General features: G+C 69.8%; 21 protein-coding genes and 2 tRNA genes. 12 read left to right on the plus strand and 11 right to left on the minus strand.

Going from position 1 to position 21,834, the window contains the following annotated elements; all coding sequences use genetic code 11:
- Positions 1–43: 43 nt before the first annotated feature.
- The 6 genes from ACIBUY_RS15790 to ACIBUY_RS15815 form a co-directional block, all read right to left on the minus strand.
- Positions 44–1,324 carry a sensor histidine kinase gene (locus tag ACIBUY_RS15790; protein ID WP_399152844.1) on the minus strand — a complete coding sequence of 427 codons (1,281 nt, stop codon included), beginning with the start codon at positions 1,322–1,324 and terminating at the stop codon, positions 44–46.
- 11 nt (positions 1,325–1,335) lie between these two features.
- Positions 1,336–2,157, minus strand: coding sequence for an ABC transporter permease (locus ACIBUY_RS15795; RefSeq protein ID WP_399152845.1), 822 nt, complete (start codon positions 2,155–2,157; stop codon positions 1,336–1,338).
- Entirely contained in the window at positions 2,154–3,125 is a 972-nt protein-coding gene (locus ACIBUY_RS15800; protein ID WP_399152846.1) for an ABC transporter ATP-binding protein, read from the minus strand. The genes ACIBUY_RS15795 and ACIBUY_RS15800 overlap by 4 nt, the downstream gene beginning before the upstream one ends.
- A 209-nt stretch (positions 3,126–3,334) precedes the next feature.
- Positions 3,335–3,410: transfer RNA gene (locus ACIBUY_RS15805), tRNA-Gly, on the minus strand.
- A gap of 79 nt (positions 3,411–3,489) precedes the next feature.
- Positions 3,490–3,561 (minus strand) — tRNA-Gly (locus ACIBUY_RS15810).
- 125 nt (positions 3,562–3,686) lie between these two features.
- Entirely contained in the window at positions 3,687–4,007 is a 321-nt protein-coding gene (locus tag ACIBUY_RS15815) for an Lsr2 family protein (protein WP_365560679.1), read from the minus strand.
- A gap of 338 nt (positions 4,008–4,345) precedes the next feature.
- Here ACIBUY_RS15815 and purS point away from each other — a divergent pair, with 338 nt between their 5' ends.
- The 5 genes from purS (at position 4,346) to ACIBUY_RS15840 (ending at position 9,166) form a co-directional block, all read left to right on the plus strand.
- Positions 4,346–4,621, plus strand: a complete 276-nt coding sequence (gene purS / locus ACIBUY_RS15820; protein WP_365560682.1) for a phosphoribosylformylglycinamidine synthase subunit PurS — start codon at positions 4,346–4,348, stop codon at positions 4,619–4,621.
- Positions 4,618–5,301 carry a phosphoribosylformylglycinamidine synthase subunit PurQ gene (purQ, locus tag ACIBUY_RS15825; protein ID WP_365560684.1) on the plus strand — a complete coding sequence of 228 codons (684 nt, stop codon included), beginning with the start codon at positions 4,618–4,620 and terminating at the stop codon, positions 5,299–5,301. The genes purS and purQ overlap by 4 nt, the downstream gene beginning before the upstream one ends.
- Positions 5,298–7,559: a phosphoribosylformylglycinamidine synthase subunit PurL gene (gene purL / locus ACIBUY_RS15830; RefSeq protein WP_365560686.1), complete on the plus strand. Its 2,262-nt coding sequence runs from the start codon at positions 5,298–5,300 to the stop codon at positions 7,557–7,559. The genes purQ and purL overlap by 4 nt, the downstream gene beginning before the upstream one ends.
- 217 nt (positions 7,560–7,776) lie before the next feature.
- On the plus strand, positions 7,777–8,274 hold the full coding sequence (locus ACIBUY_RS15835; RefSeq protein ID WP_365560689.1) for a helix-turn-helix domain-containing protein: 498 nt from the start codon (positions 7,777–7,779) through the stop codon (positions 8,272–8,274).
- Positions 8,275–8,326: 52 nt separating this feature from the next.
- Complete coding sequence (locus tag ACIBUY_RS15840; protein WP_365560692.1) at positions 8,327–9,166, plus strand: M23 family metallopeptidase; 840 nt, start codon at positions 8,327–8,329, stop codon at positions 9,164–9,166.
- Here ACIBUY_RS15840 and ACIBUY_RS15845 read toward each other — a convergent pair.
- Entirely contained in the window at positions 9,123–10,751 is a 1,629-nt protein-coding gene (locus ACIBUY_RS15845; protein WP_399152847.1) for an MFS transporter, read from the minus strand. The two genes, ACIBUY_RS15840 and ACIBUY_RS15845, sit on opposite strands and share 44 nt — an antisense overlap.
- Before the next feature lie 108 nt (positions 10,752–10,859).
- Between ACIBUY_RS15845 and ACIBUY_RS15850 the strand changes: the two genes are divergently transcribed.
- Genes ACIBUY_RS15850 through ACIBUY_RS15860 form a run of 3 tightly spaced genes read left to right on the plus strand, consistent with a single transcriptional unit; the run spans position 10,860 to position 13,250 of the window.
- Positions 10,860–11,507: a helix-turn-helix domain-containing protein gene (locus tag ACIBUY_RS15850; protein ID WP_365560697.1), complete on the plus strand. Its 648-nt coding sequence runs from the start codon at positions 10,860–10,862 to the stop codon at positions 11,505–11,507.
- A gap of 10 nt (positions 11,508–11,517) precedes the next feature.
- Positions 11,518–12,378, plus strand: coding sequence for a sterol carrier family protein (locus ACIBUY_RS15855; RefSeq protein WP_399152848.1), 861 nt, complete (start codon positions 11,518–11,520; stop codon positions 12,376–12,378).
- Between the two features lie 50 nt (positions 12,379–12,428).
- Positions 12,429–13,250, plus strand: a complete 822-nt coding sequence (locus ACIBUY_RS15860) for an META domain-containing protein (RefSeq protein WP_365560702.1) — start codon at positions 12,429–12,431, stop codon at positions 13,248–13,250.
- A gap of 90 nt (positions 13,251–13,340) precedes the next feature.
- Here ACIBUY_RS15860 and ACIBUY_RS15865 read toward each other — a convergent pair whose 3' ends face one another.
- On the minus strand, positions 13,341–14,759 hold the full coding sequence (locus tag ACIBUY_RS15865; protein ID WP_399152849.1) for a sulfatase-like hydrolase/transferase: 1,419 nt from the start codon (positions 14,757–14,759) through the stop codon (positions 13,341–13,343).
- Between the two features lie 218 nt (positions 14,760–14,977).
- Complete coding sequence (locus tag ACIBUY_RS15870; RefSeq protein WP_365560707.1) at positions 14,978–15,070, minus strand: putative leader peptide; 93 nt, start codon at positions 15,068–15,070, stop codon at positions 14,978–14,980.
- A 329-nt stretch (positions 15,071–15,399) separates the two neighbouring features.
- Between ACIBUY_RS15870 and ACIBUY_RS15875 the strand changes: the two genes are divergently transcribed.
- The 3 genes from ACIBUY_RS15875 (at position 15,400) to purM (ending at position 18,937) form a co-directional block, all read left to right on the plus strand.
- Positions 15,400–16,170 carry a hypothetical protein gene (locus ACIBUY_RS15875; protein ID WP_365560710.1) on the plus strand — a complete coding sequence of 257 codons (771 nt, stop codon included), beginning with the start codon at positions 15,400–15,402 and terminating at the stop codon, positions 16,168–16,170.
- A 126-nt stretch (positions 16,171–16,296) separates the two neighbouring features.
- On the plus strand, positions 16,297–17,823 hold the full coding sequence (gene purF, locus ACIBUY_RS15880) for an amidophosphoribosyltransferase (protein ID WP_365560713.1): 1,527 nt from the start codon (positions 16,297–16,299) through the stop codon (positions 17,821–17,823).
- A 43-nt stretch (positions 17,824–17,866) separates the two neighbouring features.
- Positions 17,867–18,937, plus strand: coding sequence for a phosphoribosylformylglycinamidine cyclo-ligase (gene purM / locus ACIBUY_RS15885; protein ID WP_365560716.1), 1,071 nt, complete (start codon positions 17,867–17,869; stop codon positions 18,935–18,937).
- A gap of 119 nt (positions 18,938–19,056) precedes the next feature.
- On the opposite strand, the gene ACIBUY_RS15890 is transcribed toward purM, so the two are convergent.
- Together ACIBUY_RS15890 and ACIBUY_RS15895 are read right to left on the minus strand one after the other, a co-directional pair.
- On the minus strand, positions 19,057–19,323 hold the full coding sequence (locus ACIBUY_RS15890) for a DUF3073 domain-containing protein (protein ID WP_365560718.1): 267 nt from the start codon (positions 19,321–19,323) through the stop codon (positions 19,057–19,059).
- Between the two features lie 287 nt (positions 19,324–19,610).
- Positions 19,611–20,723: a Glu/Leu/Phe/Val dehydrogenase dimerization domain-containing protein gene (locus ACIBUY_RS15895; protein WP_365560721.1), complete on the minus strand. Its 1,113-nt coding sequence runs from the start codon at positions 20,721–20,723 to the stop codon at positions 19,611–19,613.
- 240 nt (positions 20,724–20,963) lie between these two features.
- Between ACIBUY_RS15895 and ACIBUY_RS15900 the strand changes: the two genes are divergently transcribed.
- Complete coding sequence (locus ACIBUY_RS15900; protein WP_365560723.1) at positions 20,964–21,806, plus strand: hypothetical protein; 843 nt, start codon at positions 20,964–20,966, stop codon at positions 21,804–21,806.
- The last annotated feature ends 28 nt before the right edge of the window (positions 21,807–21,834 follow it).

Consider the following 21,834-nt stretch of genomic DNA (forward strand, 5'->3'; position numbering starts at 1 on the left):
GCAGCCCCCGGCCCTCGCTCCGGCCTGTCGTGGACCCGCAGATTCACCGGCCGGCCTCCACGCTCGCCGGCTCGCGTCGCGTCGGCCGTGAGGCGACCGGCACGGTCGCCGTCACGCGGAACACCCCGTCGCGCACCACACCCGCCTCCAGCCTTCCGTCCACCACGGCCAGCCGCTCCCGCAGCCCCGCGAGCCCCGAACCCCGGCCGTCGGTTCCGGTTCCGGTCCCGGTCCCGGAACCGTCGACCCCGACCCCGGCCCCGACCCCGTCGTTCTCCACCGTCAGCACCACGTCGTCCGCCCCGCCCACCAGCTCCACCCGGCAGGACTTCGCATCGCCGTGCCGCAGTACGTTCGTCGTGGCCTCGCGGACCACCCAGCCGAGTGCCGACTGCGCCTCGCCCGGCAGCCCGGCCGCGGAGCCCGTCACCGTGCAGGCGATCCCTGCGGCACTCAACACGCCCTGCGCGCCCGCCAGTTCGGCCCCGAGATCGGCCTCGCGATATCCCCGTACGACATCACGTACCTCCTTCTGCGACTCCTGCGCGATGCGCTGCACCTCGATCATCTGCGCCACCGCGTCCTCGGCCCGGCCGCGTCGCGCCAGCTGTACTGCCAGCTCGCTCTTGAGGGCGACGACGGCCAGATTGCGGCCCATGACGTCGTGCAGGTCGCGCCCGAACCGCAGCCGCTCCTCGGCGACGGCCAGCCGCGCCTCGACCTCGCGGGCGCGCTCGGACTCCCACATGACGGAGAGGGTCCAGCCGCTGCACCGGTAGCAGCCGAGGCCGATCGCGGCGCCCAGCGCCAGCAGGGAGCCCACGATCACGAGCCCCATGGGCGAGGGCCGCAGGAGCGCCGCGAGGGCGACACCGACCACGACGCCGACGGCCGCCCGCCGCACGAACTGCCGTACCGGCACCATCAGCGCGTACGCCCCCACGAACGGCATCGGCGCGAACATCAACGGCATCGCGACCATGCCGTCCTGCACGCTGCCGCTGGCCGTCAGCGCGGCGATCAGGCCGAGCGCGGCCAGTCCGAGGACCGCGGCCGCGACGGTGAGGGCCCGCGGCACCGGCCGCCGTCCCAGGTACTGGTCGAGGGCGGCCCGCATGTGCCGGTCGGCGACCAGGCACTGCGCCACGTTCACCACGCACAGCGCGATCCCGAGGGTGTACGCGACCCGGTCGCTCCGCAGACTCGCGGCCAGGCCGAGGCCCGACCAGGCCCCGAAGAACAGCCAGTTGACCGCACGCAGCATGAACCGGCTCTGCCACTCGACCCGTTCGACCTTGCTCCGGTCCTGCCATCGAACCCGCACGTCAGACCCCTTCAGCGCCGCGGCTCCCAGCGGAACCACCGTCGTACAGCAAACACCGCGAAGACCAGCCAGGCCACCGCCGTGACGAGCGCCTGCAGCGCGTCACCGCCCGACATCTCGCCGCTCCAGCCGCCCCGGACCAGCGACAACACGGGCGTCAGCGGCAGCAGCTCGCACACGGACGCCAGCGTGTCCGGCATGACTTCCAGCGGTACGACGGTGCCGGAACCCAGCATCGTGACCAGCAGCAGCGGCATCGCGGCGACCTGCGCGCTCTCCACGCTGCGGCTGAAGACGGTGGTGAGCGCGGCCAGCGCGACACAGAGCGGGATCGCCAACACGATCCCGAGCAGGGCGAGTTGGGGCGCCTTCGGTGCGCCCGTGTCGAGCAGCACCGTGCACGCCACCGCCAGGACGACGACCTGCGTCAGGCCGAGGACGACGGCGGGCAGCGCCGCTCCCGCGAGGATCTCGGTGTCCCGCAGCTCCCCGGTGCGCAGCCGCTTGAGGACGAGCTCCTCGCGCCGGGACGCGTACACGCTGACCAGCGAGCTGTAGACCGCGAACAGGAGCGAGAAGCCGATCGCGGAGGACAGCACCACGGTGCCGGTGCTCAGCCCCGTCCCCTTCAGCCGCTCCTCGGTCGCGGACGCGCTGACGCTGAACGGCAGCACCAGGGGCACGAACATGGCGGTGAACAGCACCCCCTTGCTCCGCCCGATCAGCGTCAACTCGGCCCGCGCGAGCGCCCGCAGCCGCCCCGCGGAGGTCGTCGTCACCGCTGTCACCGCTGTCACCGCTGTTGCTGCTGTCGCCGCTGTTGCCGTACTCATGCCGCCATCTCCTTCGCGCGCTCCGCGCCGGTGCCCTTCGCGTCCTGCGCGATCCGCAGGAACGCCTCTTCCAGTGACGCGCCCCGCACGTCGAGCCGCCGCAGCTCGACGCCCGCGTCCCTGGCCCACACGAGGAGGCCGGTCGCGGCCCGCTGCAGTTCGTCGGTACGCAGCCGGACCAGACGCCCGTCGACCTCGTGGGTGTCCACGCCGAGGGAGCCGAGCGGCGGCAGATCGCCGACGAAGTACCCGTCGGGCAGTTCGAAGGAGATGTGCGAGGGCTGTGCGGCGACGACCTCGTCGACCCGGCCCTCGGCGGCGATCCGCCCCTCGTGCAGGATCGCGAGCCGGTCGGCGAGCTCCTCGGCCTCTTCGAGGTAGTGCGTGGTCAGCAGCACGGTCGTGCCCTCGGCGCGCAGCCGACGCACCAACTCCCAGGTGTCACGGCGCCCTTCGGCATCAAGGCCGGTGGTCGGTTCGTCGAGGAAGAGCACCTCGGGCCGTCCGAGCAGCGCGAGCGCGAGATCGAGCCGCCGCTTCTCGCCGCCGGACAGCTGCTTGACCCGCACCTTGTGCCGGCCGGAGAGCCCGACGGCCTCCAGCGCCTCACCGGCCGGGCGGGCCCCGCTGGTGCACCCGGCCCACATCCGTACGGTCTCGGCGACGGTCAGCTCGGAGGGGAATCCGCCGTCCTGGAGCATCACGCCGATCCGCGGCCGCACTTGGTCCCGCTCGCGGTACGGGTCGTGCCCGAGCACCCGCACCTGTCCGCCGGCCGGGGCGGCGAGTCCCTCGATGAGTTCGACGGTGGAGGTCTTGCCCGCGCCGTTCGTGCCGAGGAGCGCGAAGAGTTCGCCGCGGCCCACGGAGAAACTGACTCCGCGCACCGCCTCGAACGAACCCCGTGTGCCGTCCCCGTACACCCGGCGCAGATCAGTGACGTCGATCACGCGCTCGTTTGTGGTCATGCCTCAAGCCTCCCGGCGGGGCGGGCGGCTCGGCAGTGCGCGCTGTCATCGACGTACATGACATATGTCAGTTCCCATGGAGCCTCGGCACTCGACACTCGGCGCTCGGCACTCGGCGCTCGGCACTCGACACTCGGCATGAAGTCTCAGGAATCAGGCGGAGGCATGCGAAAAGCCCCGGATCCTGGTGGATCCGGGGCTTCCCGAACTGGAGCGAACGACGAGGTTCGAACTCGCGACCTCAACCTTGGCAAGGTTGCGCTCTACCAACTGAGCTACGTTCGCATTGCCTCCGACCAGCTCTCACTGGGCGGCGCGAGCACCAGCCTACCGCACCCACAAGAGTGATCGGTACGCGATGCAGAGCGGGTGACAGGAATTGCACACTGCGCCTTCCCCCTGGAAGGGGGATGTTCTGCTACTGAACTACACCCGCATGTACTCCGTGAGGTGCGGCCTTTCGGCCTTGCCCCTCGGCGTGCTCCAGACTCTAGCTGACCGGCGGGGGTGCAGCGCAAGTCGGTTGTGCCGAGGGGCTCCTGACCTCCGGGGGCGCCGGGCTCAGTTGGCCTCGGCGAACGCCTCGTAGACGCGCTTCGGGATCCGGCCGCGCGGCGGGACGTCGAAGTCGTTCGACCGGGCCCAGGCGCGGACCGCGGCCGGGTCCGGGCTCACTGCCGTGTGCTTGAACACCTTGCCGGTCCGGCTGGACTGCTTGCGTCCTGCCTGCAGGTACGGCGCCAGGGCCTTGCGGAGTTTCTTGGCATTGGCCTGAGTGAGGTCGATCTCGTACGACCTGCCGTCGAGACCGAAGGCGACCGTTTCCGCCGCTTCTTTGCCGTCGATGTCGTCAAAGAGGGTGACCACGACACGCTGCGCCACGAATATCGGTCCCTTCGTCCGGCACCCCCGCTTTGACGTGCGGTGATGTCGACAGTCCAGCAGTTGTCCAGCAGTTGTCCCTGCAGTTGCCCTGCAGTTCGTAATTCCTTTTTACCCTGACGGGCATTGCGCTGGGAAGGCTATTTATCAACCTCCGCGTGTCCGGTGTCACGGTTATCGGTGCACCGCTCCCGGGTTTTCCCTTAATTTTTCGTGCGCATCTCATGTCGTTGCCGTAACGTGATCCGGCTCTTGTAGCTTCCTACCGTCTACGCGAGTAGAAGATTTGGGCAGGTACGCTGAACGGACCTGCTCAGCACCACACACCGGGAGTGCCAGTGGCACGCGTCGTAGTCGACGTCATGCTCAAGCCGGAGATCCTCGACCCCCAGGGCCAGGCGGTGCAGCGTGCGCTGCCGCGCCTCGGTTTCGACGGCATCTCCGACGTTCGTCAGGGAAAGCGATTCGAGCTCGAAGTGGACGGGCCGGTGGATGACGCCGCCCTCGCCCGTATCCGCGATCTTGCGGAAAGCTTCCTCGCCAACACCGTGATCGAGAACTTCACCGTGAAGGTCGAAGAAGCTGCGGAGCCCGCGGTGGGGGCCGAAAAGTGACCGCTCGTATTGGCGTCGTCACCTTTCCGGGTTCCCTCGACGACCGGGACACCCAGCGCGCGATCCGTCTCGCCGGCGCCGAACCGGTGGCCCTGTGGCACAAGGACAAGGATCTGAAGCAGGTCGACGCGGTCGTCTTGCCCGGCGGTTTCTCCTACGGCGATTACCTTCGGGCGGGCGCCATTTCGCGCTTCTCGCCGGTCATGGAGACCCTGATCGACCAGGCGAAGGCGGGCCTGCCGGTCCTGGGGATCTGCAACGGGTTCCAGGTCCTCACCGAGGCCCACCTGCTCCCCGGCGCGATGCTCGGCAACGACCACCTGCACTTCATCTGCCGCGACCAGAAGCTGCGCGTGGAGAACGCGGGCACGGCCTGGACGTCCGACTACGAGGCGGGCCAGGAGATCCACATCCCGCTGAAGAACATGGACGGGCGCTACGTCGCGGACGAGCACACGCTCGACATGCTGGAGGCGGAGGGCCGCGTCGTCTTCCGCTACCTCGACATGAACCCGAACGGCTCGCTGCGTGACATCGCCGGCATCACGAACGAGGCGGGCAACGTCGTCGGTCTGATGCCGCACCCGGAGCACGCCGTGGAGCCCCTCATCGGGTCCGGCCGCACCGACGGCCTCCCCTTCTTCACCTCGATCCTCAAGAAGCTGGTCGCCGCCTCATGAGCCTCGACACCGTAGAGAACGCAAGCAAGACCCCCGACGTCGAGCTCCCCTGGGCCGAACTCGGCCTGAAGAAGGACGAGTACGCGCGCGTGGTCGAGATTCTCGGCCGCCGCCCCACCGGCGCCGAGCTCGCCATGTACTCGGTCATGTGGTCCGAGCACTGCTCCTACAAGTCGTCCAAGGTGCACCTGCGCCAGTTCGGCGAGAAGGCACCGCAGTCCGACGCCATGCTCGTCGGCATCGGTGAGAACGCCGGTGTGGTGGACGTCGGCCAGGGTTATGCCGTCACCTTCAAGGTGGAGTCCCACAACCACCCCTCCTACGTAGAGCCCTATCAGGGTGCGGCTACCGGAGTGGGCGGCATCGTGCGCGACATCATCGCCATGGGTGCGCGCCCGGTCGCGGTCGTGGACCCGCTGCGCTTCGGCGCCGCCGACCACCCCGACACCAAGCGCGTGCTGCCCGGCGTCGTCGCCGGCATCGGCGGCTACGGCAACTGCCTGGGCCTGCCGAACATCGGCGGCGAGGTCGTCTTCGACGCCTGCTACCAGGGCAACCCGCTGGTCAACGCCGGTGCGATCGGCGTCATGCGGCACGAGGACATCCACCTCGCGAAGGCGTCCGGCGCGGGCAACAAGGTCATCATGTACGGCGCCCGCACGGGCGGCGACGGCATCGGCGGCGCCTCGATCCTGGCCTCCGAGACCTTCGACGACGCCAAGCCCTCGAAGCGCCCGGCCGTCCAGGTGGGCGACCCCTTCCAGGAGAAGCTCCTCATCGAGTGCACCCTGGAGGCCTTCGCCGAGAAGCTCGTCGTCGGCATCCAGGACCTCGGCGCCGCCGGCATCTCCTGCGCCACCAGCGAGCTGGCGTCGAACGGCTCGGGCGGCATGCGCGTCGAGCTCGACGACGTACCGCTGCGCGACTCCACGCTCTCTCCTGAGGAGATCCTCATGAGCGAGTCGCAGGAGCGCATGTGCGCGGTCGTGGAGCCTGCGAAGGTCGAGCGCTTCCTGGAGATCTGCGAGAAGTGGGACGTCATCGCCACCGTCATCGGTGAGGTGACCGACGGCGACCGCCTCGAGATCTTCTGGCACGGCGAGAAGATCGTCGACGTCGACCCGCGGACGGTGGCCCACGACGGCCCCGTCTACGAGCGCCCCTACGCGCGCCCCGAGTGGCAGGACGCGCTGCAGGCCGACGACGCGAACAAGCTGCCCAGGCCGACGACTTCGGACGAGCTGAAGCAGCAGGTCCTCGCCCTGGTCTCGTCGCCCAACCAGGCGTCGAAGAAGTGGATCACCTCGCAGTACGACCACTTCGTCCAGGGCAACACGGTGCTTGCGCAGCCCGAGGACAGCGGCATGATCCGCATCGACGAGGAGACCGGCCTCGGTGTCGCCATCGCGACCGACGGCAACGGCCGGTACGCGAAGCTCGACCCGTACACGGGCGCGCAGCTGGCGCTCGCGGAGGCGTACCGCAACGTCGCCACCACCGGCGCCAAGCCCCTCGCGGTCTCCGACTGCCTGAACTTCGGTTCGCCCGAGGACCCGGCCGTCATGTGGCAGTTCGCCGAGGCGATCCGTGGACTCGCGGACGGCTGCCTGCAGTTGGGCACGCCGGTCACCGGTGGCAACGTCTCGCTCTACAACCAGACGGGCGAGGCGGCGATCCACCCGACGCCGGTCGTGGCCGTCCTCGGCGTCATCGACGACGTGGCCCGGCGCACGCCGGTCGCGTTCGCGGAGGAGGGGCAGCTGCTGTACCTCCTCGGTGACACGCGCGAGGAGTTCGGCGGTTCGGCCTGGTCGCAGGTCGTGCACGACCACCTCGGCGGTCTTCCGCCGGCCGTGGACCTGGAGCGCGAGCGGCTGCTCGGCGAGATCCTCATCTCGGCGTCCCGCGACGGCATGATCGACGCCGCGCACGACCTGTCCGACGGCGGTCTGATCCAGGCCGTGGTCGAGTCGGCGCTGCTCGGCGGCAAGGGTGCGCGCCTGGTCGTTCCGGACGGGCTCGACGCGTTCACGTTCCTGTTCTCGGAGTCGGCGGGCCGTGCGGTCGTGGCCGTCCCGCGGAGCGAGGAGCTGCGCTTCAACGACATGTGCGGGGCCCGTGGGCTTCCCGTGACCCGCATCGGTGTCGTGGACGGCGCCGGCGAGGACGCCTCGGTGGACGTGCAGGGCGAGTTCGCACTGTCGCTGGCGGAGCTGCGCGAGGCGCACGAGAACACGATCCCGGCGCTGCTGGCCTGAGTCTCGTCGTCCTCCCGACGTCCTCCCGACGTCTTTCCGGCGTCCTTCCGACGTCTTTCGAAGCCCCTTGCCCGGACCGGGCAAGGGGCTTCGTCGTGTCCGGGCGTGGTCCGGGCGTGGTCCGACGGGGTCCGACGGGGTCCGACGGGGTCCGGCATGTTCGGTTAGCTCGAACGAGGGATTGATTTAGTTCTACGTAATTACGTAATCTCGATGCATGACGGATCTGGAGCAGCGGGTCGCCGAGCTGGAGCGGCGTCTCGACGCCCTGGAGAGCAGACCCTCGGTGCCGACCGACGCCGTGGGGAACTTCTGGGCGCTCGAGGGGCTGAAGCAGCAGCTCGCCGAAGTGGCGGGCGGCGGTGTGCTGTTCACCGGCGCGGTGCGCCTGCCGGACGAGAGGGAGTACGAGTGGCAGTACGGCGCCGTCACCGATGAGTTGCTCGCGTCCGACTGGACCGATGTGGCCGACGCGTTCGCCGCGCTCGGGCACGGGCTGCGACTGCGGCTCCTGAGGGAGATCATCGGCGGCCGCACCTCGGCCACCGAGCTCGCCGAGCTCGACGACGTGGGCACCAGCGGCCAGATCTACCACCACCTGCGGCAGTTGACCGCCGCCGGGTGGCTGCGCTCCGCGGGACGGGGGCGCTACGAGGTACCGGCGGGACGGGTCGTGCCACTCCTGGTGGCGCTGACCGCGGCCCGACCTGTCTGACCCGCCTGACACACCTGAGGCTTGCTGACGTTTACGAATTGGGGGATTCACCATGTCTGTACGCACGTTGCTGCCGCTGCTCCAGCGGCTGCTCATACTCGCCTTCCTGGCCCTGGTCGCCTTCGACCTCGTCAAGGACTCCGCGCTCGCGCTCTGGCAGGTCTTCCTGCCGCTCCCGCTCGCCTGGGCGGTCTCGATCACCATGGGCCGGCTTTCGGCCCGGCACATCAGCGCGGTCGACCGGGCTCCCGTCGAGGTGGAGCCGCCGGTCGAAGGGCGCTGGTCCGCGGTGAACAGCCCGGCCGACCGCACGCCGAGCCACGGCACCCACGTGTACGGCCAGACCTACGCCATCGACATCGTGGCCGAGCCCGAGGGTGCGGAGCGCCCCGGCTTCGCTCCCCTGTGGCCGGTAGCCCGCGCCCCGCGCCGCTTCCCCGCTTTCGGTGCCCCGCTGTTCGCGGTCGCCGAGGCCACGGTGGTGCACGCGGAGGACGGCCAGCGCGACCACCTCAGCCGGAACTCGCTGCTGGGACTGGCCTATCTGATGCTCGTCGAGGGGGAGTCGCGGGGCCTGGCCGGAGCCCGCAGAGTCGTCGGCAACCATGTCGTCCTCGACCTCGGCGACGGGGTCCACGCGGTGTACGCCCACGTGCAGCGGGGCAGCCTCACCGTCCGAGCGGGCGACCGGGTGCGCCCGGGCCAACTCATCGCCCGCTGCGGCAATTCGGGGAACTCGACCGAGCCGCATCTGCACTTCCAGCTGATGGACGGCCCGGACCTGGACACCGCCCGGGGCATCCCCTTCAGCTGGCGCGGGGCAGGGGTGCCCAAGGGCTGCGAGAAGTTCACGGTCGATCGAATACCGGCTGATCCTTCATCGGCCGGCTGACCGGGACCGGGTCCGTTACCGGGGCCCCTACGCCGACCTCGATCTCGACCACAGCCCCAGTTCTGCGCGGCAGCCGAGTCGCCAGTGCGGCTCCGAGGAGCATCACGGCGGCCCCGCACCAGAAGACGACGTCGGTGGCGTGGACGAAGTCCCTTACAGCGGCGGTGTGTTGGATGCCGTGCAGCGTCGGGATCGCGTTGACGTCGCCGTCGAAGAAGCGGAAGAGGATCGTGCCGAACAGGGCGGCCCCCAGCGCGTTGCCGAGGGTCTGGAAGAAGCGGATGCTCGTCGTGGCCACGCCGAGCAGTGGGCGGGGCGCTGCGTCCTGGACCAACTGGATGAGCTGGCCGATGAGTTGACCGAAGCCGAGGCCCGCGAGGAAGAGTTCGGCGCGCAGCGTCCACAGGGGCGTGTCGGGGCCGATGGTCGTCGCGAAGAGGACGAAGGCCGCCGCCATCGTCATCGTGCCGCTGATCGTGAAGGTCCGGGCCGACCAGGGCAGCCGTCCCGCGACCAGCCCGACGCCCGTCATGCCGACGGCCATCGGCAGCAGATAGAGCCCGGCGGCGGAGCTGGACAGGCCGCGGGCGACCTGGAGGTAGACGAGGACGTAGTAGATCGCGCACATCATCGCGGCGCCGGTGATGCCCTGGACGACGAAACCCCAGCGCAGTTCGGGGATGCGGAAGAGCGAGAGAGGGAGGACCGGTTCGGCGGCCCGCGTCTGCCGCCACAGGAAGAGGCCGAGGGCGAGGACGGTCATGCACAGCAGGCCGATGATCTCCGGCGACGACCAGGCGTACTTCTTGCCGCCCCAGTCGGTGGCCAGCAGCAGCGTCGTGGAGAAGACGGCGGCCAGGCCCGCGCCCGCCCAGTCGAGGGGCCGGCGCACCGGGTGGTCGGGGAGCTTGAGGACGACCGCGGCCGTGGCGAGCACGGCGAGGCCGATCGGCAGATTGACATAGAAGATCCAGCGCCAGCTCGCGTGGTCGGTGAGGAAGCCGCCGAGCCAGGGGCCGAGGGCCATACCGCCACCGGCGACGATGCCACCCAACCCACCGCCCTTGCTCCCCTTGCTCCCGTTGTTCGCCTTGCTGTCCTTGCTGCTCCTGCTCCCTTTGCTGTCCTTGCCGCCCTTCTCGTCTTCCTCGTCTTCCTCGTCTTCCTCTCCTTCCTTGCCTTCCTCGCCTTCCTCGTCCGGGTCCTTCAGATGGGCCATCACCACCATCGTGATGCTCATCAGGCCGCCGCCGCCCAGGCCCTGTACGGCGCGGGCCGCGATCAGCTGGGGCATCGACTGGGCGAGGCCGCACAGGGCGGAGCCGAGCAGAAAGGTGGTGAGGGCGCCGAGGAAGACGCGCTTGGCGCCGAGGGTGTCGCAGAGCTTGCCGTACAGCGGGAGCATCGCGGCCGAGGCGAGGGCGAACGCGCTGACCAGCCAAGGGAATTGGTCGATGCCGTGGAGCGGGTCGAGGTCGCGGACTATCGGCACGGTCGCCGCAGAGACGATCTGCAGATCGAGCACGGCCAGGATGATCGTGAAGAGGCAGACGAACATCCCGATCGTGCGCTGGGGCTTGCTCATGAGAGGAGGCATGGGACTCACCATGCCCGAAGAAAATGTACTGGGTCAATCTTTCGGCTCGGATTAACTTTGATCCTGGCTTAAATATCGGCTTGGTACAGTCATGTCATGGCTGATGAGGGAACCGGACTCGGGCTGCGCGAGCGCAAGAAGAAGCAGACGGCGATCAAGGTGTGGCGCACGGCTGTGGACCTGTTCCTGGAGCACGGCTACGACCAGGTCTCCGTCGCGCAGATCGCCGAGGCCGCCGAGGTCTCGAAGATGACGGTCTTCAACTACTTCAAGACCAAGGAAGACCTCCTCATGGGCCCCATGGAGGAGCACGTAGGGGACCTGGCGCGGGCCCTGCGGGAGCGGGAGGCGGGGCAGTCCGCGGTGGACGCGACCCGGGAGATGTTCCTGCGCAAGGTCGCCGAGCGGGATCCGTCGATCGGGCTCAGCGAGACGGGCAACGAGCTGGCGCTGATCCAACTGGTCAACAACACGCCGGTGTTGGCCCGTCGGGCGCTGGTGTGGTCGATCCGCGCCGAGCGGCTGGCCGCCGAGGCGCTCACCGAGGAGACAGGTGACGCGCTGCTCGCCTCGGTGGCCGCGGCTCAGTTGTCCGGGGTGGTCAGTGCGCTGATGAGCGAGCACCATCGGCGGGTGCTCGCGGGTGAGGCCGTGGCCGATGTCGCGGCGGACGCCCCCGAGCGTGCCGAGCGGGCCTTCGCGCTGGTCGAAAAGGGCCTGAGCGGCTTCGCGGTCCGGGCGTAGGGTCACGGACATGGCCCCGCCCAGTTCCCCCAGTTCCCCCAGTTCCCCCAGTTCCCCCGGTACCCCCGGTACCTCCAAGCCGCCCAAGAAGCGGCTGCGTTCGTACGATCACGAGAAGCTCAGGATCGCGGTGCTGGCCCAGTTCGCTGCCGTGCGGGGGGCCGTCGAGGCTCTCACGCCCGAGCAGCTGGCCGCGCCGACCCGGCTCGGTGACTGGACCGTGCGGGATCTCGCGGCGCACTTCACCATGGCCGTGGGCATGTTGCCGCGGGGGCTGGCCGAGCCCGCGCCGCCCCGCGCGGACCTGGCGCTCCTCGACTACCCGTACCTGACCGCGCCCGCCGCCCCCGCCGTTGCCGTCGGGGTGAAGGAGCTGGCGGACAGCGCACCGTTGAGCGAGCTGTACGCGAAGGTCACCGAAGGGCTCGACCGGTATCTGCCTGCCGGGCTCGACGGCGCGCGGCCCGTCGCCCACCGGATCGGGGTGCTGACCCTCACCGATGTCCTCGTCACCCGCGCCGTCGAACTGGCCGTCCACACCGACGACTTGAACGACGCGGTGCCCGGGCTCGAGCTGCCCGTGGAGCGGCAGTTGCTGGCCGCGGCGACCAGGTTCCTCGCCGATGCGCTCGCGGCCAGGGCGCCGGGCGGCTCGACCGAGGTGCGCATCCCGCCGTTCGCCGTGGTGCAGTGCGTCGAAGGCCCCCGCCACACCCGCGGCACCCCGCCGAACGTCGTGGAGACGGACCCGCTCACCTGGCTCCGCCTGGCGACAGGGCGTACGAGCTGGGCGGCCGCGCTCGACGACGCGCTCGTCAGCGCCAGCGGTGAACGGGCCGATCTGGCAGGGCTGTTGCCGATCATGGCGTGAAATGCGCGGTGGGACGGAACCGGGCAGGGGGTCCGCCCCGTCCCATCGCCATGTTCACGCAACGCAGCACCCGCGCCCTGCTCACCGCCGCCGCTCTGCCGCTGGCCGCACTCACCACCGTCGCGGCCTGCGGGAACGAGAAGGCGCCCGGCACGGTGAAGGCCGGCGGCGCCCCGCTCACCGGCGCCCACTGGACCGTGCAGAGCGTGACGGTGCAGGGGAAGACGACGAAGGCGCCGGGCGGCGCGTACCTGGAGTTCGTCTCGGACGAGCGCGTCCGCGGCAACTACGGCTGCCACAGCTTCGACGCCGACGCCCAAGTCACCGACGGCACGGTCGACTTGGGGCAGTCCGCGGTCACCGACGAGTACTGCGCCGACAAGGCGCAGCGCGCCTTCGACGCCACGCTCGCCCGCGCCCTCGCCGACAAGAACACCATCAAGGCCCACGGCGGCGACCGCCTCACCCTCACCGGCGCCAACGGCGACACGATCGCCCTCACCAAACTGCGCGACACCCCGCTCGCCGGCACGAAGTGGGAGCTCACGACCCTCTACGCGGGCGAGACCGCCCAGTCCCTGCCGAAGGCGGCGCAGCACCGGGCCCGCCTCGTCTTCGGCAAGGACGGCCGGGTCACCGCCCGCCTCGGCTGCAACAGCGGCAGCGCCACGGCCACCGTCAAGGAGGGGCACATCACCTTCGGCCCGCTGACCAGCACCAAGATGGGCTGCGTCGGCCCGGCCGCGGACGTGGAGAAGGCGATGCGCACCGTCCTCGAAGGCAGGACGAGCTACGACATCCAGGGTGACGGCCTCACCCTCAAGACAGCGGACGGCGCCGGCATCGGCCTGACGGCGACCGACGCGAAATGACGGCGACCGAGAACGAAACAGCGGCGTCCGAGAACGAAGCAGCGGCGTCCGAGAACGAAATGGCGGCGACCGGCACGAAGTGACGGTGACTCAAGAGGCGTACGGGAGAAGCGACTTGTCCGTCTTCTCCCACACCGCCCTCAGCTCGGCGAGGAGCGCGGGCTCGTCGGCGGCCCGGTCCGCCTGCTCGCGGCGGTCGGCGGCCAGGTTGAAGAGCTGGTCGGTGCCGCCCTTGCCGCGGTAGTACTTCCAGTCACCGCGCCGCACGGCCCGCTCCCCGCGCACCCGCCAGAACAGCGCGCGCTCGGCGGGGAGTTCCTCGCCACGCAGCAGATATCCGGCGAGCGACGTCCCGTCGAGCGGATACGCGGGGGACGGCCGGGCGCCGCCGATCTCCAGCAGGGTCGCCGTCCAGTCGGGCGTGAAGACGGGCTCGTGGCTGACCTGCCCGCCGTCGAGCCGCGCGGGCCAGCGCACGATCGTAGGGACACGGATGCCGCCCTCCTGCAGGGACGCCTTGTTCCCGGACAGCGGCCAGTTGTAGGAGAAGCGCTCCCCGCCGTTGTCCGAGGCGAAGAAGACGAGCGTGTCCTTTTCCTGTCCCGACTCGCGCAGCGCCGTCAGCACCTTTCCGACGGACCGGTCCAGGTCCTCGACCATCTGCGTGTACTTCTCCACAGACCCGCCGTCGTTGTGGAAGAGCGCCCGCCCGTCCCCGGCCTTGATCCGCCGTACGACCTCCGCGCTCTCCTCCTCGTCCCCGTCGGCGATCCACGGCCAGTGCGGGGTGGTGAAGTTGAGGTTGAGCAGCCACGGCCGGTCCCCGTGGTCCCGTCGCACGTACTCGCTCGCCCGCTCGGTGAGGATCCGCGTGTAGTACCGCAGGTCCTTGTACGCGGCGTCGCCCTCCCGTACGTCGCCCTCGTACAGGTCGTACTCACCGCCGAGCCCCAGCTTCGAGTAGTACTCCAGGGCCCCGCCGAAGTTCCCGAAGAACTCGTCCCAGCCGGACTTCGTCGGCGAGTAGTCCGGCAGGTAGCCGCAGTGCCACTTGCCGATCAGCGCGGTCGCGTACCCCGCGTCGCGCAGCAGCGAGGCGAGCGTGGGGTGGTCCGGGTCGAGCCCGACGCTCCGGTCGGCGATCGGCTCCGCGAGCCCGCCCTTCGTACGCCCCGGATAACGGCCCGTGTAGAGGCTGAACCGGGTCGGCGAGCAGGTCGCCGACCCGCTGTACGCGTCCGTGAACCGCACGCCCTGCCGTGCGAGCCGGTCCAGGTTCGGGGTCTTGATGTGCGGTGCGCCGTACGACGACAGGTCGGCCCAGCCCAGGTCGTCGCCCAGGACGAACAGGATGTTGGGCCGCCGGGACCTGCGGTGCGAGGCGGCGCGGAAGGCGGTCTCGCGGGGCGCGGCCGCCTGAGCGGGCGCGGCCGTGACGCCCAGGGTGGCGGCGACGGCGGCCCCGCCGAGGGCAGCACGACGGGACAGGTTCGAGGCATGCGAGGGCATGGGAACTCCGGGAGGGAGGAAAGAGCGCCCCTTCAGGGGCGCGGGGAACTGCGCGGGCAACCAGAGACGGACGCTGGTCGGCGACGAAGGATCAGCCCGGCAGACGGGCAGCCGTCAGGAGCAACCGAGGACGACGGCCCGCAGCCCGCAGCGAAACGGGGTCAGACAGACGCGAACCCGCCGAAACAGCCCTCAGCCGATCAACACGGCCAGTGGATTCACACGCAGCAACAGATCGCGCTCGCGACACGGACCAGGTCGACGTGGCGGCGCTCCACCAAGGTGACCGCACGGTCACTGACGGGCTGCATGGACCAGGACGATGCCGATCACGGCATGCCTCTGTCAACGGCGGTCCGCACTCCGGGACGCGCACTCCGGGACGCGCACTGCGGGACACGTACTCCGGACACGCACTCGAGGAGCGCACCCCGGACGCGCACCCCGGACGCCGGACGCGCGCGCCTCGGCCCCTCGAGCCGACCCATCCGCACCCACGTACTCCGCACCCACGTACTCCGCACCCACGTACTCCGCACCCACGTACTCCGTACGCACGCTCCGAAATCGCGCGGTCACCGCACGTGGCCTTGGCTGGAGAGACGACACCCCCTACTCCCGCACAGGAGCGAGCCCCACCATGCAGCACAAGCGCATAGCCGCCACCCTGACCGCCGCCGCCCTCGCCGTCCCGGTCGTGGCCGGCACGGCCTGGGCCGATCCGACTCCGCCCACCACGCCCCCCGCCCCGGTGACCACCAAGCCCGTCCCCGTCGACGGCGGCTTCGTGAAGCTCACCCTCGACGCCCAGCTCCTCGCCCGCCTCAAGGCGAAGGGCATCGCCCTGGCCCAGCTCACCACCGACTGCAAGGTCCCCAAGGACGCCAAGGGCAAGCCCTACCTGCCGCCGGTCGCCTCGCTCAGCCTCGGTGTGAAGGCCGGCGACATCGCCGCCGTCGACGCCCGGCTCTCCGGCAAGGTCGAGCTCGCCGCCACCTGCCTCGGCCTGGTCAACGTGAAGGCCGAGTCCGGGGTCGTCATCAAGAACCTCTCCGCGGACCTGTCGACCGGCGCCATCGTCGGCACCCTGCAGGACGAGAAGGGCCTGTCCGAGGTCAAGCTCGGCAGCTTCAAGCGGCCCGCCCTCGACAAGAAGACGGTCGACGCGGCAGCGAATTCCGTCACACTCGACGCGGCCGTCGAACTGGACGCCGCCCTCGCCGCGAAGCTCAACGCCGACCTCGGCGTGGACCTGTTCGTCGCGGGCAACCCGCTGCTCGCCGTCGACAGCCAGTTGTCCCTGGTCAACGACGTGAACCTGGACCTGGCGCTGGGCCTGAACGCCAACGTCAACGCGAGCACCAGCCTCGACCTGGGCGTCATTCTCAACGGCCTGCTGGGCCTGAAGTGACCCCCGTGCACACCCCGATGTGACGCGCGTCCGGCCGTCCCGCCGCGGGGCGGCCGGAGCCCGTCAACGCAAAGACCCCGTATCCCCAATTCGGACCAGTGGTCGATCCCGTCTACACTCGGTGCCGTGCCACGTGGTGACGGTCGACTCAATCATGATCTGCTCCCCGGCGAGAAAGGCCCCCAGGACGCTTGCGGCGTCTTCGGTGTCTGGGCTCCCGGTGAAGAGGTCGCCAAGCTCACTTACTTCGGGCTCTACGCCCTCCAACACCGAGGCCAGGAATCCGCGGGAATCGCGGTCAGCAATGGCTCTCAGATCCTCGTCTTCAAGGACATGGGCCTCGTGTCCCAGGTCTTCGACGAGACTTCCCTGGGCTCCCTGCAAGGTCATATCGCGGTCGGTCACGCCCGCTACTCGACCACCGGGGCCTCCGTGTGGGAGAACGCCCAGCCGACGTTCCGTGCCACCGCGCACGGCTCGATCGCGCTCGGTCACAACGGCAACCTGGTCAACACGGCGCAGCTCGCCGAGATGGTCGCCGCCCTCCCGAAGGAGAACGGGCGGTCGACGCAGGTCGCCGCCACGAACGACACCGACCTCGTCACCGCGCTTCTCGCGGGCCAGGTCGACGACGACGGCAAGCCGCTGACCATAGAAGAGGCGGCCGCCAAGGTGCTGCCTCAGGTCCAGGGCGCGTTCTCCCTCGTCTTCATGGACGAGGGGACCCTCTACGCCGCCCGTGACCCGCAGGGCATCCGCCCGCTGGTCCTCGGCCGCCTGGAGCGCGGCTGGGTCGTCGCCTCCGAGTCCGCCGCGCTCGACATCTGCGGCGCCAGCTTCGTGCGCGAGATCGAGCCGGGCGAGTTCGTCGCCATCGACGAGAACGGCCTGCGAACCTCCCGCTTCGCCGAAGCAAAGCCCAAGGGCTGTGTCTTCGAGTACGTGTACCTGGCCCGCCCGGACACCGACATCGCCGGCCGGAACGTGTACCTCTCCCGCGTGGAAATGGGTCGCCGCCTCGCCAAGGAAGCCCCTGTCGAGGCCGATCTGGTCATAGCGACGCCGGAGTCCGGCACGCCCGCCGCGATCGGTTACGCGGAGGCCTCCGGCATCCCGTTCGGCAACGGCCTGGTGAAGAACGCCTATGTGGGCCGCACCTTCATCCAGCCCTCCCAGACGATCCGCCAGCTCGGCATCCGTCTGAAGCTGAACCCCCTCAAGGAAGTCATCAAGGGCAAGCGCCTGGTCGTCGTCGACGACTCGATCGTGCGCGGCAACACCCAGCGGGCCCTGGTCCGCATGCTCCGCGAGGCCGGCGCCGCCGAGATCCACATCCGGATCTCGTCCCCGCCCGTGAAGTGGCCCTGCTTCTTCGGCATCGACTTCGCGACCCGCGCCGAGCTCATCGCCAACGGCATGACGGTCGAGGAGATCGGCACCTCGCTGGGAGCGGACTCCCTCTCCTACATCTCCATCGACGGCATGATCGAGGCCACCACCATCGACAAGCCGAACCTGTGCCGCGCCTGCTTCGACGGCGAGTACCCGATGGACCTCCCCGACCCGGAGCTCCTCGGCAAGCAGCTCCTTGAGACGGAACTGGCCGCAGGTCCTGCGTCCACGGCTGCGTCCGACGCGATCCGTCGCCCGTAGGCGTCCTAGTTCTCGTATTCACCAACCCGAAAGATCCCAGGCAATGTCTGAGACCACCAGTGGTGCCTCCTACGCGTCCGCCGGCGTCGACATCGAAGCCGGTGACCGCGCCGTCGAGCTGATGAAGGAGTGGGTGAAGAAGACGCAGCGCCCCGAGGTCCTCGGCGGCCTCGGCGGCTTCGCCGGCCTCTTCGACGCCTCCGCCCTCAAGAAGTACGAGCGCCCGCTGCTCGCCTCCGCCACCGACGGCGTCGGCACGAAGGTGGACATCGCCCGCCAGCTGGGCGTCTACGACACCATCGGCCACGACCTCGTCGCGATGGTCATGGACGACATCGTCGTGTGCGGTGCCGAGCCGCTGTTCATGACCGACTACATCTGCGTGGGCAAGGTCCACCCGGAGCGCGTCGCCGCCATCGTGAAGGGCATCGCCGAGGGCTGCGTCCTCGCCGGCTGCGCCCTCGTCGGCGGCGAGACGGCGGAGCACCCGGGCCTGCTCGGTCCGGACGACTTCGACGTCGCGGGTGCCGGCACGGGCGTCGTGGAGTACGACAACCTCCTGGGCCCGGACCGTATCCGTACGGGTGACGCGGTGATCGCCATGGCGTCCTCCGGTCTTCACTCGAACGGGTACTCGCTGGTGCGTCACGTCCTCTTCGACCGCGCGGGCATGACGCTCGACCAGCAGGTCGACGAGCTCGGCCGCACGCTGGGCGAGGAGCTCCTGGAGCCGACGAAGATCTACTCCCTGGACTGCCTCTCGCTCACCAGCACCACCCCGGTCCACGCCTACAGCCACATCACCGGCGGCGGCCTCGCGGCGAACCTGGCGCGGGTCATCCCGGACGGCCTGCACGCCACCGTGGACCGCGGCACGTGGACCCCGGACCCGATCTTCGACCTCGTCGGCAAGGCGGGTCAGGTCGAGCGCCTGGAGCTCGAGAAGACGCTGAACATGGGCGTCGGCATGATGGCGATCGTCCCGCAGGACTCGGTGGACGTCGCCCTCGCGACCCTCGCCGACCGTGGCGTGGACTCCTGGGTGGCCGGCGAGATCACCGACCGCGGCGACCACGCGACGGGCGCCGAGCTCACGGGCGACTACGCCAAGTAGTCCCTGCAAGGCAGCACAAAACCCGGTCCGGCGTGGTGACCACCCCGGACCGGGTGAAGTGCAGCAGTAAGCAGAAATCAGGCAGTAGAAATCAGTTACGTGCTGGAAGTGCTACGAGGTCAAGCGCCGCGGCGCTGCGACGACGGACCCGACTCGTCGGAGTCGTCGTCCTCGCCGTCGTCGTACATATCCGCATAGCGGGCGTACGGGTCGTCTTCCTCGTCGTCGTCATCGAAAGGCTCGCCGTTCGGCGGCTGATTCGATACTGGATTCGACGTCGATGCGCCCAGCTCATTGGCCAGACGCGACAGGTCAGTCCCGCCGCTGCTGTACTTCAGCTGGCGGGCGACCTTCGTCTGCTTGGCCTTTGCCCGGCCGCGCCCCATGGCTCGACCCCCTCGGATACGGGGCTCGACGGCCCCAGAGTCTTGACACGCGTTCATGATCTGGAACGGACTCCCCATGGGGAGACCGGTCCGTAGGGCTTCCACGGTACCTGAGCCCACGCCCATACGGTACGTCGCCCGCAGGACGCGCCTGGGCGCAGGACCAGCAAGGAGCCCTGTCCTCGCTGGTCAGCTGCGATTTTAACCTCTTCTTGGCGGGCGACCCGCCGATCGGCGTGACTCTCGTTACGCAATCTCCGTGACCAGTGTCCCGATCAGTGCCCCGATCAGTGCCCCGACCGGGCCTCCGCCATCCGCTGCTCGGCGATCCTGTCGGCCGCGGCGGCCGGCGGAATCCCATCCGACTTTGCGCGTGCGAAGATGGAAAGCGTGGTGTCGAAGATCTTCGAGGCCTTCGCTTTGCACCGGTCGAAGTCGAAACCGTGGAGCTCGTCGGCGACCTGGATGACCCCGCCCGCGTTCACCACGTAGTCCGGGGCGTAGAGGATCCCGCGGTCGGCGAGGTCCTTCTCCACTCCCGGGTGCGCGAGCTGGTTGTTGGCCGCGCCGCACACCACCTTCGCGGTGAGCACCGGGACGCTGTCGTCGTTCAGGGCGCCGCCGAGGGCGCACGGCGCGTAGATGTCGAGGCCCTCGACCCGGATCAGCGCGTCCGTGTCGGCGACGACGGCGACCTCGGGGTGCTGGTCGGTGATGCGGCGCACGGACTCGGGGCGCACATCGGTGACCACGACCTCGGCGCCGTCGGACAGCAGGTGCTCGACCAGGTGGTGGCCCACCTTGCCGACGCCCGCGATGCCGACCTTGCGGCCGCGCAGCGTCGGGTCGCCCCACAGGTGCTGGGCGCTGGCCCGCATGCCCTGGAAGACGCCGTACGCGGTGAGCACGGAGGAGTCGCCCGCCCCGCCGTTCTCGGGCGAGCGCCCGGTGGTCCAGCGGCATTCGCGGGCGACGACGTCCATGTCGGCGACGTACGTACCGACGTCGCAGGCCGTCACGTAGAGCCCGCCGAGCGAGGCGACGAACCGGCCGTACGCAAGCAGCAGTTGTTCGCTCTTGATCGTGTCGGGATCGCCGATGATCACGGCCTTGCCGCCGCCGTGGTCGAGGCCGGCCAGGGCGTTCTTGTACGACATCCCGCGCGCGAGGTTCAGCGCGTCGGCGACGGCCTCCTCCTCGGAGGCGTACGGATAGAAGCGCGTGCCGCCGAGGGCCGGGCCCAGGGCGGTGTTGTGGAGGGCGATGACGGCCTTGAGGCCGCTCGCGCGGTCCTGGCAGAGCACGACCTGCTCGTGCCCGCCCTGGTCCGAGTGGAAGAGGGTGTGCAGCACGTCGCGCGGTGCTGCGGTGGTGACAGGTTCGCCGGTCACATCGGTCACTGTGGTGACTCCCAAGTACGTAGCGGCGGTTGGGCGGAATCCCGTGCGGGTGGCGGGCCTTCCGTCATTCGTGGGCAAGAGATTAGAGCGTGTACGTGCCTGCCACTGCCGCAGTGCCGAGGATCACTCTCTCGCGTCGAGGGCTCACGGAAGTACGGTCGAATCCCGCTGTGCCCCCTCGTTCCCCCCGTGGGACGATTTGCAGGGTTTTCCAGCCTGCGGGCGGGGGAGGGAGCAGCCGTGCCCAAGGTGTCGTCGGTGACCGTTCCGTACGCGGCGTATCTGCGCGTGTACGAACCCCTGGCGGCCTTTCCGCAGCCGGAGCGGGACCACTGGGAGCGGTACGCGAAGCGCGAGCGACGCCCCTCCTACCAGGACGAACTGCGCCGGTCCCTGGCCGACTTGCTGCCCACCCCGCCGGTGCCGGTACCGGTGCACGAGAGCGACGACGCGTTCGTGCTCGAGGCCGAAGGGGTGCTGTGCGTCTGCCCGTGGCGCACCAGGCTGCGCGGCTGGCAGGCCCTGGACGAGCTGCCGGCGCAGCTGCCGGCCCCGGTCCTGGACGCGGTGCTCCCGCCGGTGGTGCGCCGGCAGGCGTCCGACGACTACGAGCGCTGGCTCGAGCGCAATCCGGACGCGCGCCCGTGGATCCGTACGGCGACGTGGCAGGTGCCGCTGAACTGGTTCGTGCTCGTCTCCGACGAGGAGCGCGAGTACGAGAGGAAGACGGACGAGGGGGGTCCGCTGCTGCGCTACCGGACCCCGATGGTGCAGGCCAGGCGGCGGGTGGCGCGCGGACTGAAGGCGCTGAAGGACGCGATCGACGGGGGCCCCTTGATCGAGGGCCTGGTAGATGTGGGGCGCTGGCTCGAGGAGTTCCATCCGCGCTCGTACGTCGAACTCGACTACGGCGGTCTCGTGCACGCCCTGCCGCCCGGCCTCCTGGACGAGGACCACTCGGCGGCGGACGTGGCCGAGGGCATCGAGGCGCTGCGCACCGGTGACGGGGCGGGCGCGGGCGAGGCGTACGCGCGGCTCGTGGAACGCTGGCGAGCGGTCAGGGACCGTCGGCAGGCCAACTGAGGGCCCACCCGACAGCCCAACTGGCCGC

The sequence above is a fragment of the Streptomyces sp. NPDC050085 genome, assembly GCF_044460595.1.
In the GTDB taxonomy this organism is placed as follows: Bacteria; Actinomycetota; Actinomycetes; order Streptomycetales; family Streptomycetaceae; genus Streptomyces.